A 26,864-nucleotide genomic window follows, 5' to 3' on the forward strand; every position below is an offset into this window, starting at 1 on the left:
CGAGACAAGAAATTTTTGTTTTACTTAAGAGTAATTTATTTTAACAAATCATTATCAATGAAATTAAATTTAGCCCAATTGTCATCCTGATCCGCCACGATGGATCAGGATTTCTATCAAGAAATTAATCTTTGAGATTCCTCGTTCCTCAGAATGACAAACTATATTTGATAAAACCAGAAATTTGAATGTTAAACAAAGTAACCACATTAAAATATATTACCTTAAAGCCTGTATTTGCTTTAATTATTATTTTGTGTACAGCAAATTTTTCCTCCGCACAAAACAAAAAAATTATTCAACCTAAACCTATTTTCAAAGGTAGTGATGGTAAATTAGCTTATACACCAGATAGTTTAGGCAATCGAATTTTAGATTTTTCATACAGTGGCTACATGGCTGGCCACAAAGCCATTCCTACGGCACCTGTAAAGGTGATTGTTCCTGTAAAAGATGGTGATGCTACCTTAAGAATTCAATCTGCCATCAATTATGTTTCAAAATTACCTATCGGGAAAGATGGTTTGCGTGGTGCAATTCTGTTAGAAAAAGGTGTACATCAGGTTTCAGGAATTTTAAGAATTCAACAATCGGGCATAGTGATTAGGGGAATGGGATTTGGCACTAATGGAACAACAATTTTAGCATCAGGTTTAGATCGTATCGGTGTAATTAGAATTTCCGGCAAAGCCGATAAAATTGAACAAGCTCCAATTCAAATTACCGATAAATATGTTGCTGTAAACGCAATGGAGTTTACTGTTGCCAATGCATCAACATTAAAAACTGGAGATTACATAACTATAAACCGGCCATCTACTAAAGAATGGATTGAAACACTTAAAACAGCTGAGTTTGGTGGCGGAGAAAGTGCATTAGGTTGGAAACCTGGAACAAGAGACATTTCTTGGGATAGAAAAATTATCAGCATTGCTGGAAATACAATCACTATTGATGCGCCAATATCAACCGCTTTAGACCAAAAATATGGAGCTGCAGTTGTGACAAAATACCAGTGGGATGGAAGAATTAGCCAATCTGGTGTCGAAAATTTGAAACTGCAATCTGATTACAACAAAGAAAATTTAAAAGACGAATATCACCGTTGGAATGCCATTTCTTTTGAAAATGTGCAAGATGCTTGGGCTCGTCAAATTGTATTTGAGCATTTTGCTGGTTCTGCTGTTTTTATTGCCGAAAGCGGTAAAAGAATTACTGTTGAAGATTGTAAATCTTTGGCTCCAATCTCAGAAATTGGTGGTGAACGCAGAAATACATTTTACACCGTTGGCCAACAAACGCTTTTTCAAAGAATTTACGCAGAATATGGCTTTCATGATTTTGCTGTAGGTTTTTGTGCAGCAGGTCCGAATGCTTTTGTGCAATGCGAATCAAAATTACCTTACAGTTTTAGCGGCGCAATAGACAGTTGGTCTAGCGGTACATTATTTGATATTGTAAATGTTGATGGTAATGCCTTAAGTTTCATGAACCGCGGACAAGATGGACAAGGTGCTGGTTGGGCAGCCGCAAACAGCGTTTTTTGGCAAAGTACAGCAGCAAGAGTAGATAATTATCAGCCACTAACTGCACAAAATTGGGCTTTCGGCACATGGGCACAATTTGCTGGCAATGGATATTGGGATATGTCTAACGAGCAAATTCAACCTCGCAGTTTATACTATGCTCAGTTAAAAGATAGAATTGGTGATGAAGCAATTACAAGAAACATAATTCTACCTGTTGAAACTGAAGCTTCCAGTAGTCCGCCGGTTGATGTTGCCAAAAAATTAACAAAATTAGCATATCAGCCGGCATTAACTTTATTTGAGTTTATTGACAAAGCCCCTGAAAGAACAATAATTTCTACCGACAAAAATAATGCGAAAACCATTGATGCTATTGGTTTAGATAAAGTTGAAAAACCTCAGATAGCTGATGCAATGACCATCAAAAATGGTTGGCTGGTTCGTGGTAATGCACTTGTTTTTGGTAACCGCCAAGATGTACAATGGTGGAATGGAAGTGCAAGACCATATGGCATAAAAAACAGCAAAGAACACATTACTCGTTTTGTACCTAATAGAGCTGGCAAAGGATTAACAGATGATTTGGAAGCAAATACAGATCTCATGAAAAACGGCTCAACCAAAGTGTTAGAACATAATTATGGCCTTTGGTATGATAGAAGAAGAGATGATCATGAACGTATTCGCCGTATGGATGGTGATGTTTGGGCGCCTTTTTACGAATTGCCTTTTGCCCGTAGCGGAAAAGATTTAGCTTGGGACGGTTTAAGTAAGTATGATTTAACCAAATACAATTTGTGGTATTGGGATAGATTGAAACAATTTGCTGATTTAGCAGATCAAAAAGGTTTGGTTTTAATTCATCAAAATTATTTTCAGCATAATATTATTGAGGCTGGAGCGCATTATGCAGATTTTCCATGGCGTACTGCAAATAACATAAACAGCACAGGTTTCCCTGAGCCTGTTCCTTATGCTGGTGATAAAAGAATTTTTATGGCCGAGCAGTTTTACGATATCAATGATCCTGTTAGAAGAAGATTGCACAAAGCCTATATCTACAAATGCTTAGAGAATTTTAACGATAACAATAGCGTAATTCAGCTCATTAGTGCAGAATATACTGGTCCGCTAAGCTTTGTACAATTTTGGATAGACACGATTAAAGAGTGGGAAAAAGAAACAGGTAAACATCCTATTATCGGTTTAAGTGTTACAAAAGATGTGCAAGATGCAATTTTATCAGATCCGAATAGGGCAGAAATAGTTGATTTAATTGATATCAGATATTGGCATTACCAAGCAGATGGAAAAGCTTATGCACCAAATGGCGGACAAAGTTTAGCACCTAGACAACATGCTAGATTATTGAAACCTACAAAAACATCTTTCGAACAAGTTTATCGTGCTGTTGCAGAATATAAAACTAAATTTCCAAACAAAGCAGTAATCTATTCGGCAGATAATTACCCAAGCTACGGCTGGGCAATTGTAATGGCAGGTGGCTCACTTAGTAACGTTTTAAACAATCATATTTTTGATGAAGCAGCTGCAATGCAACCGTTTGTGCCAAATTCGAATAAAATGCAATTTGGTTTGCAAAATGTAGGCAAAGCATATCTTCTTTATAACGCATCGGCGGATGTCTTCAATTTAGATTTATCAGAATATAAAGGATCTTTCACAGTCAAAATTTTAGATCCAAAAAGCAATTCGCTAATAAAAGAAATGAAAATTATTGCTGGTTCGGTATTAAAAATCGATAAAGTTGGCAATGGTGATGAAGTGATTATCCTTAAAAAGTTATAAAATGAGTTTTAATATTAAGAATTTTCTACTAATCCTAATTGTTATTGCAACCTTCATCGGCTGTGCCCAAGAAAAAAAGAAAGACAATAAGCAGGATAATAATGTTAAGGGCTTAAAAGTTTCGGCAAATAGCAGATACTTGATGACTGCTGATGAAAAGCCATTTTTTTGGCTTGGCGATACTGGTTGGTTATTGTTCGGTAAATTAGATAGAGAAGAAGCTGTAAAATATTTAGATGATAGAAAAGAAAAAGGATTTAATGTAATACAAGTAATGGTGTTGCATGAAGTGCCATCAGTTAATGTTTATGGCGATTCATCTGTATTGAACAAAAATGTAGCTACCCCTGCCGTAACTAAAGGAAATGATTTTAAAGACGCTACTCAATACGATTATTGGGATCATGTAGATTTTATCATCAACGAAGCTGCAAAAAGAGATATCTATATGGCCTTAGTACCAGTTTGGGGCACAAATGTTAAACAAAAATTGGTAACGCTTGAACAGGCTGCTCCGTATGCAAAATTTTTAGTCGATCGATATAAAAACAATTGGAATATCATTTGGCTTAACGGTGGTGATATTAAAGGAAGTGAGCAGATGGAGGTTTGGAAAACGATGGGTGATATTTTAAGAAAAAACGATCCAAATCATTTGATCACTTTTCACCCAAGAGGCAGAACGGCTTCTTCAGATTGGTTTCAGAACGAGCCATGGATGGATTTTAACATGGTACAATCTGGACATAGAAGATACGATCAGGATACTTCTAAAAACGAACAGAAACATTACGGCGAAGATAATTGGAAGTTTATAGAAGCCGATTATGCGATGAAACCTTTTAAACCGACTATTGATGGAGAACCTTCATATGAGCATATTCCGCAAGGTTTGCATGATCCAAAAGAAATACGTTGGGCAGATTATGATGTAAGAAGATATGGCTATTGGTCTGTTTTTGCTGGCGCATTTGGTTACACTTATGGACATAGTTCGATCATGCAATTTTTTGAAACTGGAGATCCTGGAGCAAATTATGGTGTTAACATTGTTTGGCAAGATGCAATGAATTCACTCGGGGCGCAGCAAATGAAATACCTCAAAAACTTAATGCTCTCTCGTTCATTTTTTGATCGCGTACCTGATCAAAGTTTAATTGCTGGTAAAAATGGTGTTAAATATGAAAGAGTAATGGCCACCAGAGGCGAAAATTATATCATGGCTTACACTTATACAGGAAGAGATTTTAGCATAAGCATGGGTAAAATTGAGGGTGATAAAGTTAAAGCTTCATGGTTTGATCCAAGAACTGGAAAGGAAACGATATTAGGAAAAATTATAAATAAAGGAGTGCAAAAGTTTAATCCGCCAGGAGAGCCAAAAAATGGTAATGATTGGGTGTTGATATTGGAGAAGTAGAAGGTAAATACAAAATTAAATTTTTGTCATTCCGAGGAACGAGGAATCTTTTTTAGAGATCCTTCACTGCGTTCTGGATGACAAACAGAAAAACACTAAATTAAATATATAGCGTGCTAAAAACAAAGTTCATATCATCAATTCGTTTAGCCATTATTGGCTTAATACTTTGTGCAATGAACTCCTGCTCAAAAAACGCTTATATTTTTACTTCGTTTCGTGAGCCTGCCAATGAAGGTTTACGACTTTTGTATTCATACGATGCCAAACATTGGACAGACCTAAATAAAATATTTTTGCAACCAAGTGTTGGTTCACAAAAAATAATGCGAGATCCATCGATAGTTCAAGGTCCAGATGGTACATTTCATTTAGTTTGGACTTGCAGTTGGAAAGGTGATAATGGCTTCGGCTATGCCAATTCTAAAGATTTAAAAAATTGGAGTGAGCAAAAGTTTATTCCTGTAATGCAAAAAGAACCCACCACAGTAAATGTTTGGGCACCAGAAATTTTTTACGATGATGAGGAAAAACAATTCATCATCATTTGGGCCTCAACCATTCCGTTTCGTTTTGCAAAAGGGATTGAAGATGAAGACAATAACCACAGAATGTATGCTATAACAACAAAAGACTTCGTATCATTTTCTGAGCCAAAACTATTTTTAGAACCAGGTTTTAGCGTAATTGATGCAGTTATTGTTAAAAGAGCAACCAAAGATTATGTATTAGTTCTAAAAGACAATACCAGACCGAATCGGAATTTAAAAGTGGCTTATAGCAATAGCGTACTCGGCCCGTACACCGATATATCGGAGACTTTTAGTCCCAAATTAACCGAAGGACCAACTGTAATTAAAAAAGATGATAAATATTTGATTTACTACGATGCTTACGGAGATAAAAAATATACAACCTTAAGCACAGCTGATTTTAAAAATTTTGAAGATGTAAGTTCATCCACAACTATCCCTGAAGGTCATAAGCATGGTACAGTGATTAAAGTAAAAAAGAAAATTGTTGAAGGTTTGAAAAAATAGTTAACAGTTAATCTACCATCAACAGAAAAGAAAAAATGAAATTGAACAAACTATATATCATCCTAACCTTAGTATTTGCAATTCAAACGCTGCAAGCTCAAGATACCATCCGTTACACTGGTAAAACTTTAGTTAATGCAGATTATCATCACGGACAATTAACTCCTGTAGTCGGTGTTCATAATATCCAAACTTTTAGGGCAAATAGAGCATATCCGGCATTGGCCGAAAATTTTGGTTGGACCTATAACCACGCCCCAATGCTTGCCTATTGGAACGATAAATTTTATGTAGAATATTTAAGTGATCAACTGGGAGAAAGCATCCCGCCAGGACAAACATTTTTACAGAGTAGCCCTGATGGTTATACTTGGACAAAGCCAGATGTGATTTTTCCGGTATATAGAATTGCAGATGGCACTACAAAAGAAGGCAGAACTGATGTAGCAAAAGGTTTAGATGCAGTAATGCACCAAAGAATGGGTTTTTATGTATCTAAAAAGAACGTGTTTTTAGTTTTGGGATTTTATGCGATAAGTTTTGATGCTAAGGATGATCCGAATGATGGAAATGGAATTGGAAGAGTGGTGAGAGAAATTCAACCTGATGGCAAGTACGGACAAATATATTTTATCCACTATAACCCCAAATGGTCTGAAAAAAACACCTTATATCCACATTATACACGGAGTAAAAACAAAGCTTTTGTTGAGGCATGTAAAGAGTTGCTGGCTAATAAGTTAATGACACAACAATGGAATGAAGAAGCAGATAGAAAAGATCCTTTAATTACCTTACAAAAACAATATAAAGCGTTTAATTACTATCATTTAAATGATGGTAGAGTAGTGGGAATGTGGAAAAATGCTTTAACTGCAATTAGTACTGATGAAGGTAAAACTTGGCCTGAAAATGCAGCAAGAGCACCTGGTTTTGTAAATAGTAATGCTAAATTTTGGGGTCAAAAAACTGCCGATGGAAATTTTGCTACCGTTTATAATCCGTCAGAATATCGTTGGCCATTAGCGATATCTACCAGTAACAATGGATTAGATTATACCAATTTACTTTTGGTGCATGGTGATATAACTCCAATGCGTTATGGTGGCAATTACAAATCTTATGGGCCACAATATGTAAGAGGCATAATTGAAGGCAATGGAAAGCCAAAAGATGGCAAGCTATGGGTAACTTATAGCATGAATAAAGAAGATATTTGGGTGTCTTCTATGAAACTTCCAGTAGCAGAAACAGTTACGGAACAGGCTAATGATAATTTTTCTGCTGTAAATTCTGTAAAAGAGTTAAACAAATGGAATATTTATAGTCCGCTTTGGGCGCCTGTAGCAATAGCAAACCAAACTTTAGTTTTAAAAGATAAAGATCTTTTTGATTACGCAAAGGCGGAAAGGGTTTTTCCAGCATCCAGTAAAGTAATTACTGAGTTTTCAATTACACCAAAACAAGATAATTTCGGTTTAATGGAGATTGAATTACAAGATGCCCGAGGAATGGCAACAGTACGTTTAACCTTTGATTCTACAGGAACATTAAGTGCAAAAGCTGGCGCACGTTATAAAAATTTCATGAAATATAAAGCTGGTGAGCAATACGTTATTAAAATCAAACTTGATGCTTTTACGAGGTTTTATACTGTAACTGTTAATGGAAAGGATGTGCTCACAAGTTTATCGTTTCAACCTGTTGCAGAAGTTTCTCGTATCGTTTTTCGCACTGGCGAAGTTCGTCGTTTTCCTAATGTTGATACACCTGCAGATCAAACATATGATTTACCAAACGCAGGTGAAAGTGAAAAAAAAGAGGCTCTTTATGCTATTAAATATTTAAAAACAAGTAAATGGTAAAGCAGTTGGCAGTTTTCAGTTTTCGGTTTTCAGTTTTTAAAACTAACGTCATTTCGACCTTTTGGGAGAAATCCGTAAGAGATATCATCTTTTCGAGCTTTCAATTTTCTATCCTCGTTTTAGTTCTTTTTTGCAGTTCTTTATCCGCAAATGCGAAAATATTACTACCACAAATTTTGGGTAATGATATGGTTTTGCAACGCGAAAAGCCCATAAACATCTGGGGCTTTGCGTCAGCTGGAGAAAACGTTACAATAACCTTCGCCAAACAAACTAAATCTACAACAGCAGATGCTAAAGGAAATTGGATGGTAACTTTAAATCCATTAAAAACCTCGGCTGTGCCACAACAAATGACAATAACAGGTAGCAACCAAATCATTTTGAAAAATATTTTAGTAGGTGAAGTGTGGTTTTGCTCAGGTCAATCTAACATGGAATATGCCATGCGTAAATTGGTAAAAATACCAACGCCTAAAAATGAGGCTTTGGGTTTTCCGAAAGATGCAGTTGCTAATGCTAAAAATACACAGATCAGGATATTTTTAGTTAATAGAAAAACATTAATTAAACCAGATTCTATTCATACAAGTTGGTCTGTAGCACAAGATTCTGCTTTGCGAAATTTCTCTGCTGTTGGTTATTTTTTTGCTAAAGAGTTGCAAGAAAAACTAGGCATTCCTATTGGTATAATTTCATCGGCTGTGCCTGGTAGCGCTATAGAACCTTGGATTAGCAATGAAGCTTTTGCTGCTGAACCTTATTTCGCTAACCAAAAAGTAGGCAATGATCCTGGTAAGTTTTACACGCCAATGGTTGAGCCGCTGATCAAGCTTCCAATTAGAGGAATATTATGGTATCAAGGTGAAACAAATTGTTTTTTGGGTGAAACCATCAGCTATGCTTATAAAATGAAAGCTTTGATTAACAGTTGGAGAAAAGCTTGGAACGATGAAAAAATGCCATTTTATTATGTTCAGATTGCGCCATACAATTATTCAAAAACTACCGGCAAAGTTGTGATGACGGCAAACACAGAACCCGAATTTTGGGAAGCACAAGCTCAATTGTTACGTTTACCAAACACGGCAATGGTGGTAACTACGGATTTGAACGATAATCAGGAGGATTTGCACCCGACTTATAAATGGGAGATTGGTAGACGATTATCGCTATTGGCTTTGGCAAAAGATTACAAAAAGAAAGTTAATGATAAAGGGCCAATAAATAGCAGCGCTACTTTTATAGATAGCCTTATAGTTTTGAAATTTGATAATTTAAAGAAACTCAAAAAATCAACTGAGCTATTAAATGGTTTCGAAGTTGCAGCAGAAAATGGTGAATTTAAGCCTGCAACTGCAAAAATTGTAGGTAATATGGTTTTTGTAAAATCTGCTGATGTAAAAAAGCCTACTGCCGCAAGATACAATTGGACAGAAAATCCGACAGGAAATTTTTACCAAAATGGTTTACCTGCTTTGCCGTTTAGAACAAATAATCCACTAACAAAACAATTTAATACCAACTAATGAGACTTAGATTTATCCTGATTTTATGTTTTATATCGCTGTTTTGCATCTCATATGCACAACAAACAGAAAAGAAATATCTTTCGGGTAAGGGTAATGATGATACCGTTAAATGGGACTTTTTTGTAACTGGAGGAATGAATGCCAATAAATGGTCTACTATCCCAGTTCCATCAAATTGGGAATTGCAGGGTTTTGGTAAATACAATTATGGCTTCGATAAAGATAGCTTGAGAGGCAAGGAAATTGGTTTATACAAACACAAATTCACTATTCCTGCTAATTGGAAAAACAAAAAAATCAATATCGTTTTTGAGGGTTCGATGACAGATACCGAAGTTAAGATTAACGGAAAATTAGCTGGTGAAATTCATAGAGGTTCATTTTATTTGTTTAAATATGATATTTCTAAGCTATTAAAAGTTGGCGAAAATTTACTTGAAGTAAAAGTTGCTAAACATTCTGCAAATCAATCGGTTAATGAAGCAGAACGCAAAGCAGATTATTGGATTTTCGGTGGAATTTATAGACCTGTTTATTTAGAAGCTTTACCAAAAGCGCATATAGAACGGGTGCAAATTAACGCACAAGCAGATGGGCTTTTTGAAGTGAATGTGTTGGCTACAAATGGCGCAGACAAGGTTGCTATTCAATTGTATGATAATGAGGGAAATGCTTTTGGAGAGAGAATTGAAACTGCAATTAGTAAACAAATTAGGCTACAAAGAGAATTTGTTAATCCAAAATTATGGTCAACTGAATTTCCGAACCTTTACACTGCAAAATTTATTTTATACAAAGGCGAACAAGCTTTACACGAAATTTCTAAAAAAGTAGGTTTTAGAACTATTGAAGTTAAAGAACGAGATGGTGTTTACATTAACGGCGTAAAAATGAAGTTTAAAGGAGTAAATCGCCACTCATTTTACCCTAAATCTGGTCGTACAACAAGTAAGGCTATCAGTATTGCTGATGTTAAATTGATGAAAGAAATGAACATGAATGCTGTTCGAATGGCTCATTATCCACCAGATGGACACTTCTTAGACGTTTGTGATTCATTGGGCTTATTTGTGATGGATGAATTAGCGGGTTGGCATGGCAATTACGACACCAAAACCGGAACAAAATTATTGGCAGAAATGATGGAAAATGATGAAAATCATCCTTCGATCATATTTTGGGCAAATGGAAATGAAGGTGGACACAACCGTGAATTAGATCATTTATTTGCAGAGCAAGATATTCAAAAACGCCCCCTAATTCATCCTTGGGAGGTTTTTGGCGGATTTGAAACTACCCATTATCGCGATTACAATTATGGAATTGGTAATTACGATCATGGGCACAATATTTTAATGCCGACAGAATTTTTGCATGGCATGTGGGATGGTGGTCATGGTGCCGGATTGGAAGATTATTGGAAAGCCATGTGGAGCAATCCATTATCTGCTGGCGGATTTTTATGGGATTTTGCTGATCAAGGTGTAGTAAGGACAGATAAAAATGGGATTATTGATACCCAAGGTAACCTTGCGCCAGACGGAATAGTTGGTCCGTACCACGAAAAAGAAGGTAGTTTTTATACGATAAAAGAGGTTTGGAGCCCAATATTTTTTGAGCATAGAGAAATTGCATTGGGTTTTGATGGTTCGTTTAACATAGAAAACAGATACGCTTTTACAAATATTAACCAATGTACATTTACCTGGACATTAGGCACTTTGAGTTCTGGTGATATCATTGAGACATCTGGTAAAATAACTGCACCAGATATTAAACCTTTTGAAAAAGGAATTTTAAAAATGCAATTGCCTAAAAATTTAAAATTCTTTGATGTGCTGAAAATCACAGCTAAATCGCCCAATGGAGAAACTATTTACACATGGAGTTTTCCTATAAAAAAACCTAATGAAGTTGTTGAATTAGAGATTAATAAGAGTTTAAAATCGAAAATAGATTTTACCAATAACTCATCAAATTATACAGTTTCAGCAAACGGAGTTGAGGTTGTGATTGATAAAACTACAGGTTTACTACTAAAAGTAAAAAATCCCAAAGGTGAAATTCCTTTTACAAACGGACCGATTTTGCAAGAAGGTGTAAACAACTTCAAAAATTTCACCCACAAAATGGATGGAGATACTTTAGTCATTTCTTCAACTTTCGACCGTAAAGAAAATTACAATACTTTACAATGGAAAGTTTATCCCTCTGGGATAGTTAAAATGCAGGTTAATTATTTTCCAGCGGCTTATTTTACCACTTTTGTGGGAATGAATTTCTCTTACCCTGAGGCTGAAATAAAAGGCATTGAGTATAGGGGAAAAGGACCAAACAGAGTTTGGAAAAACAGGATGAAAGGCAACCAATATGGCGTTTGGCAAAAAGATTTTAACAGTACAGCAACTGGCGAAGCGCCCTACATTTACCCAGAATTTAAAGGTTATTATTCAAACCTGTATTGGTGTGAGTTTATCGGTAAAAACAATAACTTTAAAGTATATACAGATCAAGAAGATGTTTTTTTGCGCTTGTTTACACCGAAAAAATCAAAAGACACAACATGGGATAACATGAGCCCAACTTTTCCTGATGGAGATATTTCATTTATGAATGGCATATCGGCAATTGGTACCAAAACCCAAAAACCAGAAACCACAGGGCCAATGGGAATGAAACATGTATTTTATGATTTTGAGAAAGAACCAGCAAGAGCGTTAACTATGAGCTTGTATTTTGATTTTAGTGGGAAGTAAAATTTAACCGCAAATACACAAAGAACGCAAAGAAAATTTAATCGGTATAGTCACCACGAAGCTAAAAAAATGAACCTAAAAATATATATCATCTTATTTGGCATACTGCTGCTTCCATTTCAAAAAATGGCACCAGTGGTGAGTTTACAAAATACCACTTGCGAAATGTTGGTTAATCCGATGGGTATCGATGTGTTAAAACCCAGGTTTGCTTGGCATATCATCTCCGCAGAGCGAAATGTAATGCAAACTGGTTATCAAATTTTGGTTGCCTCATCAGCAGAAAAACTAAATGCCAACGAGGGCGATTTATGGGATAGTGGAAAGGTGAGTGAAGAAACTTCAATCCATGTTAAATATGGTGGAAAAGCATTGCAAAGTCGCATTAGAGCTTATTGGAAAGTAAAAACATGGACAACCGTTGGCGAAAGTGAGTGGTCGGCTGTAAATACATTTTCTATGGGTTTACTCTATTACAAAGATTGGCCAAAGGGATGGATTGGCTTTGATCGTGCTTTTGCTTGGGATAACATTAAAACCGATTCACGGTTATCTGCAAGATATTACAGAAAAGAATTTAATAGCACCAAACAGATTAAACATGCTACCGCTTCAATTATAGGTTTAGGTTTATACGAGTTATTCATCAACGGAAAAAAAATGGGTAATGATGTTTTAGCACCAACAGCTACTGATTACACCAAAAACGTAAAGTACAACACTTACGATGTTACCGAACATATAAAAAATGGCAAAAATGCCATAGGTACTATTTTAGGGAACGGTCGTTTCTTCGCCATGCGCCAAAATGAAAAACCTTATAAAATTAAAACATTTGGTTTCCCAAAAATGCTGATGAACCTGCACATTGTTTATACAGATGGTACCACGGCCAACATTGATACAGACGATACTTGGAAAGGAACTGCTGACGGCCCAATTCGTGCCAATAATGAATACGATGGAGAAGAATATAATGCTACTAAAGAATTTGTAGGATGGAATAATGTTGGTTTTGATGACGCCAAATGGCTAAAAGCTGAATTTGTGCAAGAGCCTTCTGGAGTTATCGAAGCGCAAATGAATGAAAATATGCGGGTTATGAATACGCTTAAACCTGTCTCTATCAAAAAATTAAGTGGAGGAAGATACATTTTAGATATGGGTCAAAACATGGTGGGTTGGTTGCAAATTAGAGTGAAAGGCTTAAAAGGTAAACAGGTTAAACTTCGCTTTGCAGAATCATTAGAAGATAATGGCGAATTGTTTACAGCTAATCTACGCAATGCGAAATGTACCGATTTATACACGCTCAAAGGAAATGGATTAGAAACTTGGGAGCCAACTTTTGTCTACCGAGGTTTTAGATATGTAGAACTTTCTGGTTATAGCTATCAGCCAAAAATTGATGATTTTGTAGGTAAAATAGTTTACGATAATATTAAAACGGTGGGCACATTTGAAACTTCTGACGCTTTAACTAACCAAATTTTTAAAAATGCTTGGTGGGGAATTGCAGGTAATTATAAAGGTATTCCGATCGATTGTCCGCAAAGAAACGAGCGCCAACCTTGGTTAGGCGATAGAGGTGCAGTTGCTTACGGAGAGAGCTTTGTGTTTGACAATGGCAAATTTTACGCCAAATGGTTGCAAGATATTAGAAATTCGCAAAAGGAAGACGGTGCCATACCTGATGTTGCTCCAGCTTTTTGGCGTTATTACAGCGATAACATGACTTGGCCAGGGGCGATGCTTTTAGTTGCTGAAATGCTCTATAAACAAACTGGCGATGTTAACGCCATAAAAGATAACTATCCAGCTATGAAAAAGTGGTTGGCTTACATGCAAGATCGTTACATGAAAGATTACATCCTTACTAAAGATAGTTACGGAGATTGGTGCATGCCGCCGGTTACCATCGAATTTGGAAGAGGCAAAAGCGCAGATAAAAAGTATCCTTCAGAGTTGTTATCAACTGCATATTATTATCATTTTACACAATTAATGATCCAGTTTGCCAAAGCAAGTGGTAACGATGCAGATATTAGAATGTACGAGACACTTGGCAACAATATTAAAAACGCCTTCAACCAAAAATATTACAATGAAAAAGGTTACTACGCCACAAATTTGCTAACTGATAATGTTATTCCACTTTATTTCGGCATGGTGCCAAAAAATAATGTAGAAAAGGTTTTTAAAAATATTACTTATACTGTTGAGGTAACTAATAATGGTCATTTAAGCAATGGTTTGGTTGGAATACAATGGCTTATGCGCTGTTTAAACGATTATGGCAGACCAGATTTAGCTTACACAGTTGCAACCAAAAAAACATACCCATCTTGGGGATATATGGTAGATAATGGTGCGACAACGATTTGGGAGCTATGGAATGGTAATACTGCTGATCCGAAAATGAATTCGCAAAACCATGTAATGATGTTGGGCGATTTATTGATTTGGTATTACGAAAACTTAGCAGGAATAAAATCAGCCGATGCTGCATTTAAAAAAATAACCATGAAACCTGAAATCATTAATGGTTTGAACGCTGTTAATGCAAGTTACAATTCTGTTTACGGATTGATAGAAAGCAATTACAGCAACACCGCAAATCAATTCATTTGGAAAATAAGTGTGCCTGCAAATACAACTGCAATGGTTTATTTACCGTTTGCCAAAGGCGATGAAATAACAGAAGAAATAAAAAATATAAGAGATTTAAAATTTATAAAAAATGAAGATGGCAGAGCGATTTATGAGGTTGGCTCAGGTTATTATTCGTTTGTAGTGAAGAAGAATCTTAAATAAACCGTCATTGCGAGGAGGAACGACGTGGCAATCTGTCTTGAGTAGAAAGATTGCTTAGGTTGATGAAAATCAAACCTTGCAATAGCAACAATTAATAAAAACCAATTATGAAAAAGATATTACTATTAACAATTTTAGCTCTGGCAATATCATTTGCGAAAGCACAAACTACCGCGGATGAGCAAAATTTGCAAAAAGCAGGTGAGTGGGTAACATCACTAAACCTAGCTGATGCAGCAAAAGAGAGTAGATTAAAAACCGTTATTGCTCAGCATTTAACTGCAGTTAGAGATTGGCATAATGCACATCCAGCTGCTACAGTTCCTGCCGGGATAAATCCAGTTACAGGAAATAAGTTAAGCGACTTAGACAGAGAAATAATTGCAGACAGTGCTATGCCTACTACGGTTCATACTGCTTTAATGGATGGTTTAAAAAAGGATTTAACCCCAGAGCAAGTAGAAATTATTTTAGATAAGTACACTATTGGCAAAGTTCAATTCACCATGAATGGCTATAAATCAATTGTGCCAGATTTAACAGAAAAAGAAGAAGCAACAATTTTAGGTTTTATGAAACAGGCACGTGAGCAGGCAGTTGACTATAAAAACATGAAACAGATTTCTGCGATCTTCGAAATTTACAAAACTAAATCAGAGCAATATTTGAATAATAATGGTCGCAATTGGCGCACAATGTACAGCGATTATACTAAAAAAATTAAAGCAGAAAAAGCAGCAAAGGAAAAAGCGAAACAGTAAATCAGTTGGCAGTTAGCAGTTTACAGTTTTGTATTTATAAAAACCTTCGAGCTTGTATAAAATCTTAGTAATCAACCTAAAAGAGAATTAAAAACTATGAATTTCAAAAAAACATACATCACCCTAAGTTTAGTTGTTGCAGCGGCGTTTTCGGCCAATGCCCAATTAGAAAAATGGCAAAAAGGAGTTATCAAACAAGAATATCTATATGATAAAGCACCATTTCCATCTTGCCATTCTGCAACGTTAGTAGAAACACCTACAGGTTTAGTGGCTTCTTTTTTTGGCGGCACTGCAGAGCGTAATCCTGATGTAGAAATTTACATTAGTCGCTTTGTTGATGGCAAATGGCTAGCGCCTGTTTCTGCCGCAGATGGCGTACAACCAGATGGAAAAAGGTTGCCAACTTGGAACCCGGTTTTATATCAAGTTCCTGGCGGAGAATTAATTTTGTTTTACAAAGTTGGTCCAAAACCATCAGAATGGTGGGGTTTAATGAAAACCTCAAAAGACGGTGGTATAACTTGGTCGGCGGCTAAGAAATTACCAGATGGCTATATTGGTCCAGTAAAAAACAAACCAATTTTGTTAGACAATGGAAATCTATTCGCTCCATCAAGCAAAGAAGGTGATGGATGGAAAATCCATTTCGAGGTAACAAAAGACAATGGACAAACTTGGAGAACTATTGGCCCAATTGATGGTAGCGGTATGAATGCGATCCAGCCAAGTATTTTACTACATGGAAATGGAAAACTTCAAATTTTAGCAAGAACAAGAAACCGTGCCATAGCAGAATCATGGTCTATGGATAACGGTGAAACTTGGTCGCCTTTGGCCAAAACAACTTTACCAAATAACAACTCAGGTACCGATGCATTAACCATGAAAGATGGTAGGCATGTATTAGTTTACAACCATGTTTTGCCTCCAGGCGATTTGGCGAAAGGAGCGAGAACACCATTAAATGTTTCAATTTCTAAAGATGGAAAAGAATGGTCTGCAGCTTTAATTTTAGAAGATTCACCAATAAGTCAATATTCTTATCCTGCCGTAATTCAAACAGCTGATGGGATGCTTCATTTTATTTACACTTGGCGTAGAGAAAAGATTAGCCATATTGTTGTTGATCCAGCGAAGCTGAAATTGAAAAAGATTAAAAATGGTATTTGGCCAAGTTTAAAAGGTTACACCGCACCAGTATTAACCGAAACTAAAAGCGAAGAACCGTGAGAAAATTAATTCAAAATTTTTTTTCTGAATCAGGCTGTCCCACTTTGGAGAGCTTGCTCCGATGTATCGGAGGGGTTGGGGGAGGATTGTTAAAAGCCTGTCTAATGTTTTTGATATCTGCCTTATCCTTAGTCAATGTTTCCGCACAAAGTGGAAATACAGATAACCAATATCAAAAACCACTATCACAAGTAATTAATGAAATTGAAAGTCGTTTCGGCGTTACCATTAAGCATAGTGAAGCTCAAGTAAAAGATAAGGTTGTGAAATATGCCGATTGGCGTTTTAGAGCTGATCTGGATCAGACTTTAGACAATGTTTTGAAGCCTTTGGACATGAAGGTGAATAAAGAAAAAGACAAAGTTTACAAGCTTAAAGAATATGAATATAATCGTTGGGAAGTGCAAGATGGTTGGGATTATTTAAATGTTTTGGCTAGCAAGTATAACGATAAAGAAAGTTGGGAAAAACGTAAAGCTGAGATTAAACCTGAGCTTTTTGAAGCATTATTGTTATCACCTTTACCAGCAAAACCAAACAGCAAACCTATAATTACCAGCAAACGTGTTTTTGATGGCTATACAGTAGAAAATATTGCTATCGAAATTTTGCCGGGCGTTTATGTAAATGGTTCGTTGTATAAACCATTAAAATATAAAGGCAAAATTCCGGTGGTTTTAAGTCCTGATGGGCATTGGGCACAACAACGTTTTAGACCAGATTGCCAAATCAGATGTGCAACAATTGCCAAAATGGGAGCTATGGCTTTTAGTTACGATTTGTTTGCATGGGGAGAATCGATGTTGCAGTTTAAGTATGAAAACCACAGAAAAGCTTTGGCACAAACGGTTCAAACTTTAGGTGGCATCAGAATTTTAGATTATTTTACTTCTTTAAAAGATGCAGATACCAGTAGAATTGGTATAAGTGGTGGATCTGGCGCAGGAAGTCATTCAATTTTAATGACAGCCATGGATGATAGAATTAAATTAAGCGCACCGGTTGTGGCCATGTCATCATACTTTTATGGCGGTTGCCCTTGTGAAAGTGGTATGCCAATTCATTTTTGTGCTGGCGGAACAAATAATGTAGAGTTGGCCGCTATGGCTGCTCCAAAACCACAGTTAATAGTTTCAGATGGAGGCGATTGGACTGCAGAAACCCCAAAACATGATTTTCCTTACCTACAAAAAATGTATAGTTATTATGGTGTAGGCAACAAAGTTGAAAATGTGCATTTACCAGAAGAAAAGCATGATTTCGGCGTAAACAAACGAATTGCCCTTTACGATTTTTTAGTAAAAAACTTCCAGCTTGATGCTGCAAAGGTAAAAGATACCAAAGGAAATTACGATGAAAGCAAAGTAACAATAGAACCCGAAAAAGCTTTATATGTTTTTGGAGATAAAGGCGAAAAATTACCTAAAAATGCCATCATTGGTTTCGAAAACTTAAAGAAATTATTTCCAAATTTTAAAGATTAGCATGCAAAGCCAGGATAGAAGAACATTTATTAATTCGTTGGCTTTAATTACTGGAAGCTTAATGCTACCTAATAGATTTGTATTCGCGGCATCAAAAAAATCAGCCTATAAAATTGCGGTAATTGATTTGATGATTTTAAAACGTCAAAAACTGAGTGCTATACCATTGGCGAAAGAAATTGGTGCCGATGGATTGGAGGTTGACATGGGCGGATTAGGTAATCGTGATACTTTTGACAACAAACTGGCAGATATTGAAATTAGACAGCAATATATAAATACAGCCAACGAACTTGGAATTGAGTTTTGTTCTTTAGCGATGACAGGATTTTATGCGCAATCTTTCGCTACCCGACCTACTTACCAAAAAATGGTGCAAGATTGCTTGGATACGATGAAGCAAATGAACATAAAAGTGGCATTTCTACCTTTAGGTGTGCAGGGCGATTTAGTTAAAAACCCTGAATTGAGACAGCCAATTATTGAAAGATTAAAAGTTGTAGGTAAAATGGCCAAAAAATCAGGTGCTGTAATTGGTATCGAAACATCATTAGATGCTAAAGGTGAACTTGAATTGTTGAAGGAAATTAATTGTAAAGCAGTTAAAAGCTATTTCAATTTTTCTAATGCGATAAAAAACGGCAGAGATTTAAGTGATGAGCTGAAGATTTTAGGTAGAAAAAATATCATTCAAATTCATGCTACCAACGAAGATGGTGTTTGGCTAGAAAATGATCCCAAAATTGACTTAAGGAAAATTAAGAAAACATTGGATGAAATGGGCTGGAGTGGCTGGTTGGTTGTAGAGCGTTCTCGTGATGGTAGACAGCCCACCAATGTAAAGTATAATTTTAGTGCAAACACTACTTATTTAAAGCAAATTTTTCAAGCTAGATAAGATGAAAAAAGCAAACTTTCTATTTGGTTATATGTTAAAAGCTTCATTTGTGCCCTCTCAAACCAAAAATTTCATTCTTGTTTTATTATTTAGCTTAATTAACTTAACATCAAGTGCTGCTGATATTTATGTAGCTACCAAAGGGAATGACTTTAATGTTGGCTCTAAAGATAAACCGTTGGCTAGCTTACACTCTGCTTTGCGAAAAGCAAGAGAATTACGTCGGTTAAAAGATCCAAGTATCCAAAATGGAATTAAAATTTATATAGAAAATGGAATTTATCAACTCAGCGAAACCATCGTTTTACGACCAGAAGATTCGGGTACAAAAGATAGCAGAACGGAGATCATCAATTCATCAAATGAAGAAGTAATTTTTAGTGGTGGTTTACCATTAAAGGGCTGGCAAAAGGTTTCAGGCAATATTGTTGGCTTACCTAAAAAAGCTAATGGTCATATTTGGAGTGTTGATGTTCCATCGCCTGGTGGCCAAAGTTTATTATTTAGGCAACTTTGGGTAAACGATAAAAAATCTACAAGAGCTAAAGATAAAAACGGCGATTTAATGGGCAGGATTTTATCTTGGGATGCCAAAAATCAAACTTGCAAAATCCCTTTGGATGAAAAGATAAACGTTGCTGCAATGACAGGTATGGAAATGATAATTCACCAATGGTGGGCTATCGCAAATTTGCGCATTAAATCTGCAAAAATTGTCGACAAAGCAATTGAATTAACTTTCATGCAGCCAGAAAGTAGAATACAATCTGAGCATCCTTGGCCTGCACCATGGATTTCTGCCAAAACTGGTAATTCTGCTTTTTACCTCACTAATTCTATTCAGTTTTTAGATGAACCAGGCGAATGGTTTGAAGATTTACGTAATCAAAAATTATATTATTGGCCAAAAAACGGGGAACAACTATCAACTATAGATGTCGTTGTACCAAAATTAGAAACGCTGTTAAAAATTGAAGGAACGATAGATCATCCTGTTCAATTTATCACTTTTAAGGGGATATCTTTCCAACATTCAACTTGGCTTCGTCCATCTAAAGAAGGTCACGTGCCGCATCAAGCGGGAATGTATATGTTAGACGCGTATAAACTTAAAATACCCGGAACTGCTGATAAGACAACTTTAGAAAATCAAGCTTGGGTTGGCAGACCAGCATCAGCAGTGCTTTTAAATTATGCAAATAACACGCTATTCGAAAATTGCAGATTTAAACACTTGGCATCTACAGGATTAGATTTAAATAAAGGAACAACCGAAAATTTAGTAAAAGGAAGTTTGTTTAAAGACATTGGCGGATCTGGAATTTTGGTCGGCACGTTTTCTGACGAAGCAACTGAAGTACATTTACCTTACAATCCTAAAGATTTGCGAGAAGTTGCTTCGAATAATACCATCGAAAATAATTTGATTACAGATGTGACCAATGAAGATTGGGGAGCAGTTGGAATTGGCGCTGGTTATGTGAGCGATTTAAAAATAGTTAACAATGAAATTAATGAAGTAAATTATAGTGGCATAAGCTTGGGTTGGGGTTGGACAAAGACTCCTAATGTGATGAAAAACAATCTCATCAGTGGAAACAAAATCCATCATTATGGGAAAAGAATGTATGATGTTGCTGGCATTTATACGCTATCTGCACAACCAGGATCACAAATAATAAATAACTCAATAACTGATATTTACGATGCAACCTATGCACATTTACCAGATCATTGGTTTTACATTTATACAGATGAAGGTTCATCAGGCATTACCATCAAAAATAACTTTACGCCTGCTCAAAAATACTTGCAAAATGCCAACGGACCATCAAATGTTTGGGAAAATAACGGTGCTGAAGTTGAGCAAAGCATTAAAGAAAATGCAGGCTTACAGAAAGATTTTCAGTACTTATTGAAATATAATTCATCGCCTTCGGTTACCCAAAAAATAAAAACTGCAATTGCAAAGCAAGTTGTTTTTGAATTGATGTTTAAAGATAAAAAATTACCTAGCGAGAAAGAAATCAGTGTTTTTGCGCAAGAAAATAATCTTTTAGCATCTGATTTTTATAGATGGAGCAATCGCTTATTGGTTTACACCAACAGTTTAAAAGTAGAGAGTCTAAATCAAACATTAAAAAGATTTAAGGCTACAGAATTGAAACTGTACGATGATCTATTTTACAACTTTAACCGAGAAAAAAATTGTGGATTAGCAACTGTAAAAGAGTGGGATCATGTAATCTTATCTGCCAATTTAGTTGCTGATGAAAAGATGCAAGGAGAGTATTTATCATATCACAAAACGCAATTTGAGAAATGGCCAGAACTTTCTAAAGGTTTTTGCAATGCAGATTTTCAGCAATTGGTGATTTTTAAAAATGGAAGGCAATTAATTTTAATCATCAGTATTCCGAAAGGAGCAAAGTTGGATGAATTAAACCCTAAAACAACAGCAAACAATCCTCGTGTTGATGAATGGAACAAATTAATGAGCAAATATCAAGAAGGAATTGAAGGCACCAAAAAAGATGAAGTTTGGGTTTTCTTTGAACAAGTAAAATAATGAAATAACTCGTCATTGCGAGTCACGAAGCAATCCTAAAGCAGTTTACAGACCAATTCATAGTCGTAAGATTGCTTCGTGCCTCGCAATTACGATAGAAAAAATATAATGAAATTAAAATTAGGAATATTAGGCTTAGGTGAGGGTAGAAGCACCATATCAGCAGCTTTAGCAAGTGATTGTTATGAGCTAAAAATAATGTGCGATGCCAATGAAGACACCTGTAAAGCAAGAGCAAAAGAATTTGATTTCCATCACTATACAACAAGTTATCAGCAAATGCTGGATGATAAAGAGATTGATGTGATTGCAATTTACACTCCAGATCATTTACATGCAGAACACATAAAACAGGCTTTGCTACATGGTAAACATGTGGTTTGCACCAAACCTTTTATAGATGATTTAGCACAAGCTCAAGAATTAATCGAAATCAGTAAAAAGTCTGGTAAAAAAGTTTTTGTTGGTCAGAGTTCTCGTTTTTTTGAGCCTGCAAAGCGACAAAGAAAGGACTTTGAAGCAGGTTTAATTGGCGATTTAATTACCATCGAAGCTCAATATCATGCCGATCATCGTTGGTTTTTAGCTAAAGGTTGGTCTTTAAAACAATCCTTTAAATGGTTGTACGGTGGTTTAAGTCACCCAGTTGATTTTATACGTTGGTACTTGCCAAATATTGAAGAAGTTATGGGTTATGGTATGCTAAGTAGTAATGGCGCAACCGCGGGATTAAAAAACTATGACACGATGCACTTCATTTTCAAAGCTGAAGATGGAAGAATTGCCAGAGTAAGTGGTGCCTATACAGGGCCAACACAACCCGCTTATCGCGATAGCGGAATGAGCACCATTTTACGCTGTACAGAAGGTGCTAGTCAGGCAGATTACCATGAGCTTAGATATGCAGTTACCGATAAAACTGGTGAAGAAAAAATTGTGGTTTGGGGCGATTCTACCTTGAAACATTATTTCAGGTTTGAAGGGCAAAGTCACCATGCTGGCGAATACCAAAATTACTTAGAATACTTTGCCGAAAGTATTAAAAATGATACTGTTGCCTATCCAGATTTAAAGGAAGGAATAGGTACTGTGGCGCTGTTGCAGGCAATGGACAGGTCGTTGGAAACAGGTTTACCAATTCAAATAGCTGATATTTTAAAAGAATATCATATTTCGAAAGAGGAGATAGGATTATAAATAAATGCTCTTTTCATTTGGAGTGCAGTGAAGGATCTTTTTAATAAGATTCATCCAATTCGAAGTGATAAACTAAAAATAAAAACATGAACAACATTGTAGAACGTTTAACACCTTTAGATTACGTTATTGTAGCTATCTATCTAATTATTTTAGTTGTAATAGGCTATAGGGCTAGTTTTTCGAAAAAGAAAAATGATGACGAAAATCTATTTTTGGCCAATAAATCATTAGGATGGAGCAGCATTGGCTTTAACATGTGGGGTACAAATGTTGGACCATCAATGTTGGTGGCCTTTGCAAGTATAGGCTACGCCACGGGCATTGTTGCAGTTAATTTCGAATGGTATGCATTCATATTTTTATTTCTTTTAGCCATTGTTTTTGCACCTAAATATTTGGCTGCAAAAGTAAGTACTATGCCAGAATTTATGGGAAACAGGTACGGCGATTCAACACAGAACATATTGGCCTGGTATGCATTAATCAAGATTTTAATTTCTTGGTTATCATTAGGCTTATTTGCTGGCGGAGTTTTAGTTAGGCAAATTTTAGGGGTTCCGATGTGGCAATCGGTAACGGTTTTGGTTGCTTTTGCAGGATTATTTGCATTTTTCGGAGGTTTAAAGGCTATAGCAAAGGTTAACGTTTTTCAAATGATATTATTGATTTGTGTTTCATTGGCTTTAACATATTTAGGTTTGGATAAAGTTGGAGGAATAGCAGCTTTATATGAAAAAACACCAAAGCATTTCTGGAATTTAGCACAACCAGCAAGCGATCCACAATATCCTTGGTATGCTATTTTATTAGGTTATCCAGTTTCTGCAGTAGCATTTTTCTGCACAGATCAATCAATGGTGCAGTCTGTTTTAGGAGCAAAAAACTTAGAACAGGGCCAACTTGGAGTAAGCTTTATCGGCTGGCTCAAAATTTTATCGCTTCCACTTTTTATAATTACTGGTATTTTGTGTTATGTGCTTTATCCTGGTTTAGAAAATGCAGATATGGCATATATGACTATGGTAACTAATTTATTCCCGCCAGGCATGAATGGTTTAGTTATAGTTGTGCTTATCGCTGTTTTGGTGGGTACAATTGGCTCATGCTTAAACTCTTTAAGTACAGTATTTACTATGGATGTTTATGTCAAAAAAATCAATCCAACCGCATCAAATAAAGAAATTATTAAAGTTGGCAGGTATACGGTAGTTGCAGGTTGCATTTTTGCAATTTTGGTTGCCTTGGCTATCGATAACATTCAGGGCTTAAAACTATTTGATGTTTTTCAAGCGGTTTTAGGTTTTATTGCCCCACCATTATCTGTTGTATTTTTATCAACTGTGTTTTGGAAAAGAACAACCAAAAAAGCGGTAAACTTTACGCTTTCAATTGGTTCGGCAATTAGCTTAGGTATTGGGGTTTGTTACCTGTGGATTTTCCCCTCATCAGTTTATGGATTTTGGCCACATTATTTGGTCTTATCGTTTTTAATTTTTGCATTATTAACCGTTTTGTCGATCATAATTTCGCTTGCAGATTCTTCATCAGCTGTTTATGTTGTAAATGAAGAACATCAGGCAAATATCCAAAAGCCTAGTCGTAGGGTTTGGATTTCTTTTGGCGCTTTAACCGTAGTAATGATTGCACTTTACCTATTCTTTAACGGACATTGAGTAGATGTTAGATGTTGGATGTCTGAAGATAAAATATTAAATTTCAATTAAAAGCACATGAATAATTTGACCAATCTAAAATACTTTAAAAGAGCATTTCTTAGCATCATCTTAACTTGTATAACATTTCCAATTTTTGCCCAAAAAGCGCAATGGATTTGGTACCCGGGTGATTTTGATATTTACATGAGCAACGTAATGCAAAACCGAAGAACGGAAAGGGGATCTTTTTTCCCAGTTTTCTGGAAAATGGATAGCCATTATGTTTTGGTAGATTTTCATAAAGAATTTAATTTACCAGCAGCAGAAGAAGTTAAACTTTTTGTTGAAGGAACTTATAATGTAAAAATTGATGGTCAGGCGATAACTGGTTTTCCTAAAAAGATTACCATCCCGGCAGGTAAGCATAAATTAAGCTTAAAAGTTTACAGTACTGCGCAAGTGCCTGCTATTTTTGTGCAGGGTAAAAATGTAGTTTCTGATGATACTTGGTTGGCTACTTTTGAAGATAAAGAATGGATTGATGCCAGCGGAAAAACATCTGACAAATCTGGAACAACCTTTGTAAACGCCGGAACTTGGAATTTAACCAATCCATTAATTAAACCATCGCAGTTTAAATTACCTACCAAACCAATATTTGCCACAACTAACAATAAAATAAATAAAGGCTTTGTAACCGATTTTGGCAAAGAAACATTTGGTTTTATTAAAGTGCATGGCCTAAAAGGAAAAGGTAAATTGAATATTTATTACGGAGAGTCTAAAGAAGAAGCATTGTCTACATCGCATTGCGAAACATTAGATTTGCTTGAGCTTAATTTAGCTAATAAGAAAGATTCGGTAATGGAATTGTCTAAAGCTTTTCGTTACGTAAATATCCAGCCAGAAGGTTCTGTAACATTAGATTCAATTTCAATGCTATACGAATATGCTCCAGTGGCACAACGTGGAAGTTTTAAAAGTTCTGATGCGGAGTTGAATAAGATTTACGATGTTTCTAAATATACATTTGAACTAAATACCAGAGAGTTTTTTATAGATGGCATAAAACGCGATAGATGGGTTTGGAGTGGTGATGCTTATCAGAGTTATTTGATGAATTATTATTCGATTTATGATGCTGCAACTGTGAAAAGAACTTTATGGGCGCAACGCGGAAAAGATCCGGTTACGGCTCACATCAATACCATTATGGATTATTCATTCTATTGGTTTTTGGGGATTTATGATTATTATCAATATTCTGGAGATCAGAAATTTGTGCAAGATATTTATCCGCGGATGAAAAGTTTAATGACTTATATTGATGGTCGTAAAAATAAAAATGGTTTATTAGAATGGATGCCTGGTGATTGGATTTTTATAGACTGGGCAGATAAATTAAGTAAAGATGGCGAAGTAAGTTTTGAGCAATTATTGTATTGCCGAAGTTTAGAAACAATGGCACTATGCGCAAAATTAGCTAATGATGAAGCTAGCGCAACAATTTACAGCAAACAAGCGGCACAACTAAAAGCTAAAATTTTTGAACTCTATTGGAATAAGGAAAAAAACGCTTTAGTGCATAGTCGTATTAATGATAAACAAACAGATAATGTAACTCGTTATGCGAATATGTTCGGTATTTTCTTTGATTATTTTACGCCTGAACAAAAACTAGCCGTAAAAGAGAATGTGTTGTTAAATGATAAAGTTGCCAAAATTACAACACCTTACATGCGCTTTTATGAGTTAGAGGCTTTGTGTGCAATGGGCGAGCAATCTTATGTTTTAAAAGAAATGAAGAATTATTGGGGCGGAATGTTGAAACTAGGTGCTACTTCTTTTTGGGAAGAATACAATCCTGATAAACAAGGAACTGAACATTTGGCTATGTACGGTCGCCCATTTGGCAAAAGTTTGTGCCATGCTTGGGGTGCTAGTCCGATTTACTTATTAGGTAAGTATTATTTGGGTATTAAACCAACTTCATCAGCTTATCAAACTTATGTTATAGAACCAAATTTAGGCGGTTTAGAATGGATGCAAGGTAAAGTGCCAACCAATAATGGAGAAATTTCAGTTTCGGTAAGTAAAAAACAAATTATAGTTAGGGCCTCAGAAGGTGTAGGAACTTTAAGATTTAAAAGCGCTATTAAGCCAACTGTACAAGGGGCAGAAATAAAAGAAGTTGCTAAAGGTTTTTATGAAGTAACCATCAAAAAAGGAATGGATTATTTGGTAGAATATCAGGGTTAAGAAATTTATAAAAGCCGTCATCTCGAGCCGCAGGGAGAAA

Annotated in this window: 15 protein-coding genes; all 15 read left to right on the forward strand. The window is 35.8% G+C overall.

Translation table 11 applies throughout. From position 1 onward, the window contains the following. The first annotated feature begins 188 nt into the window (after nucleotides 1–188). The 15 genes from AC07XU_RS10930 to AC07XU_RS11000 all read left to right on the forward strand — a co-directional run bounded on the left by AC07XU_RS10930 (nucleotide 189) and on the right by AC07XU_RS11000 (nucleotide 26,824). A complete protein-coding gene (locus AC07XU_RS10930; protein ID WP_494943685.1) occupies nucleotides 189–3,338 on the forward strand; it encodes a DUF6298 domain-containing protein in 3,150 nt (1,049 codons plus the stop codon). A gap of 1 nt (nucleotide 3,339) precedes the next feature. After that, nucleotides 3,340–4,758, forward strand: a complete 1,419-nt coding sequence (locus AC07XU_RS10935) for a glycoside hydrolase family 140 protein (RefSeq protein ID WP_494943686.1) — start codon at nucleotides 3,340–3,342, stop codon at nucleotides 4,756–4,758. Nucleotides 4,759–4,871: 113 nt separating this feature from the next. After that, entirely contained in the window at nucleotides 4,872–5,798 is a 927-nt protein-coding gene (locus AC07XU_RS10940; RefSeq protein ID WP_494943687.1) for a glycoside hydrolase family 43 protein, read from the forward strand. A 35-nt stretch (nucleotides 5,799–5,833) separates the two neighbouring features. Next, nucleotides 5,834–7,663 (forward strand): six-hairpin glycosidase, encoded by a 1,830-nt coding sequence (locus AC07XU_RS10945; protein WP_494943688.1) that lies wholly within the window; start codon nucleotides 5,834–5,836, stop codon nucleotides 7,661–7,663. After that, the gene (locus AC07XU_RS10950; RefSeq protein WP_494943689.1) at nucleotides 7,657–9,192 is read left to right on the forward strand and encodes a sialate O-acetylesterase; all 1,536 of its coding nucleotides are present in this window, start codon (nucleotides 7,657–7,659) and stop codon (nucleotides 9,190–9,192) included. The genes AC07XU_RS10945 and AC07XU_RS10950 overlap by 7 nt, the downstream gene beginning before the upstream one ends. Then, nucleotides 9,192–11,951: a glycoside hydrolase family 2 protein gene (locus AC07XU_RS10955; RefSeq protein ID WP_494943690.1), complete on the forward strand. Its 2,760-nt coding sequence runs from the start codon at nucleotides 9,192–9,194 to the stop codon at nucleotides 11,949–11,951. The genes AC07XU_RS10950 and AC07XU_RS10955 overlap by 1 nt, the downstream gene beginning before the upstream one ends. Before the next feature lie 69 nt (nucleotides 11,952–12,020). After that, nucleotides 12,021–14,765, forward strand: coding sequence for an alpha-L-rhamnosidase (locus AC07XU_RS10960; protein WP_494943691.1), 2,745 nt, complete (start codon nucleotides 12,021–12,023; stop codon nucleotides 14,763–14,765). A 107-nt stretch (nucleotides 14,766–14,872) separates the two neighbouring features. After that, on the forward strand, nucleotides 14,873–15,526 hold the full coding sequence (locus AC07XU_RS10965) for a DUF3826 domain-containing protein (protein WP_494943692.1): 654 nt from the start codon (nucleotides 14,873–14,875) through the stop codon (nucleotides 15,524–15,526). 96 nt (nucleotides 15,527–15,622) lie between these two features. Further along, on the forward strand, nucleotides 15,623–16,759 hold the full coding sequence (locus tag AC07XU_RS10970; RefSeq protein WP_494943693.1) for a sialidase family protein: 1,137 nt from the start codon (nucleotides 15,623–15,625) through the stop codon (nucleotides 16,757–16,759). A gap of 104 nt (nucleotides 16,760–16,863) precedes the next feature. Further along, nucleotides 16,864–18,243, forward strand: coding sequence for an acetylxylan esterase (locus tag AC07XU_RS10975; RefSeq protein ID WP_494943694.1), 1,380 nt, complete (start codon nucleotides 16,864–16,866; stop codon nucleotides 18,241–18,243). Nucleotide 18,244: 1 nt separating this feature from the next. After that, a complete protein-coding gene (locus AC07XU_RS10980) occupies nucleotides 18,245–19,141 on the forward strand; it encodes a sugar phosphate isomerase/epimerase family protein (protein ID WP_494943695.1) in 897 nt (298 codons plus the stop codon). A gap of 1 nt (nucleotide 19,142) precedes the next feature. After that, nucleotides 19,143–21,710, forward strand: a complete 2,568-nt coding sequence (locus AC07XU_RS10985; RefSeq protein ID WP_494943696.1) for an L-rhamnose mutarotase — start codon at nucleotides 19,143–19,145, stop codon at nucleotides 21,708–21,710. A gap of 108 nt (nucleotides 21,711–21,818) precedes the next feature. After that, nucleotides 21,819–22,907 (forward strand): Gfo/Idh/MocA family protein, encoded by a 1,089-nt coding sequence (locus AC07XU_RS10990; protein ID WP_494943697.1) that lies wholly within the window; start codon nucleotides 21,819–21,821, stop codon nucleotides 22,905–22,907. An 86-nt stretch (nucleotides 22,908–22,993) separates the two neighbouring features. Continuing rightward, nucleotides 22,994–24,583 (forward strand): sodium:solute symporter family transporter, encoded by a 1,590-nt coding sequence (locus AC07XU_RS10995; protein ID WP_494943698.1) that lies wholly within the window; start codon nucleotides 22,994–22,996, stop codon nucleotides 24,581–24,583. A 57-nt stretch (nucleotides 24,584–24,640) separates the two neighbouring features. Beyond that, nucleotides 24,641–26,824 carry an alpha-L-rhamnosidase-related protein gene (locus AC07XU_RS11000; protein WP_494943699.1) on the forward strand — a complete coding sequence of 728 codons (2,184 nt, stop codon included), beginning with the start codon at nucleotides 24,641–24,643 and terminating at the stop codon, nucleotides 26,822–26,824. Nucleotides 26,825–26,864 lie beyond the last annotated feature (40 nt).

Source organism: Pedobacter sp. GW456-11-11-14-TSB4 (assembly GCF_059424425.1).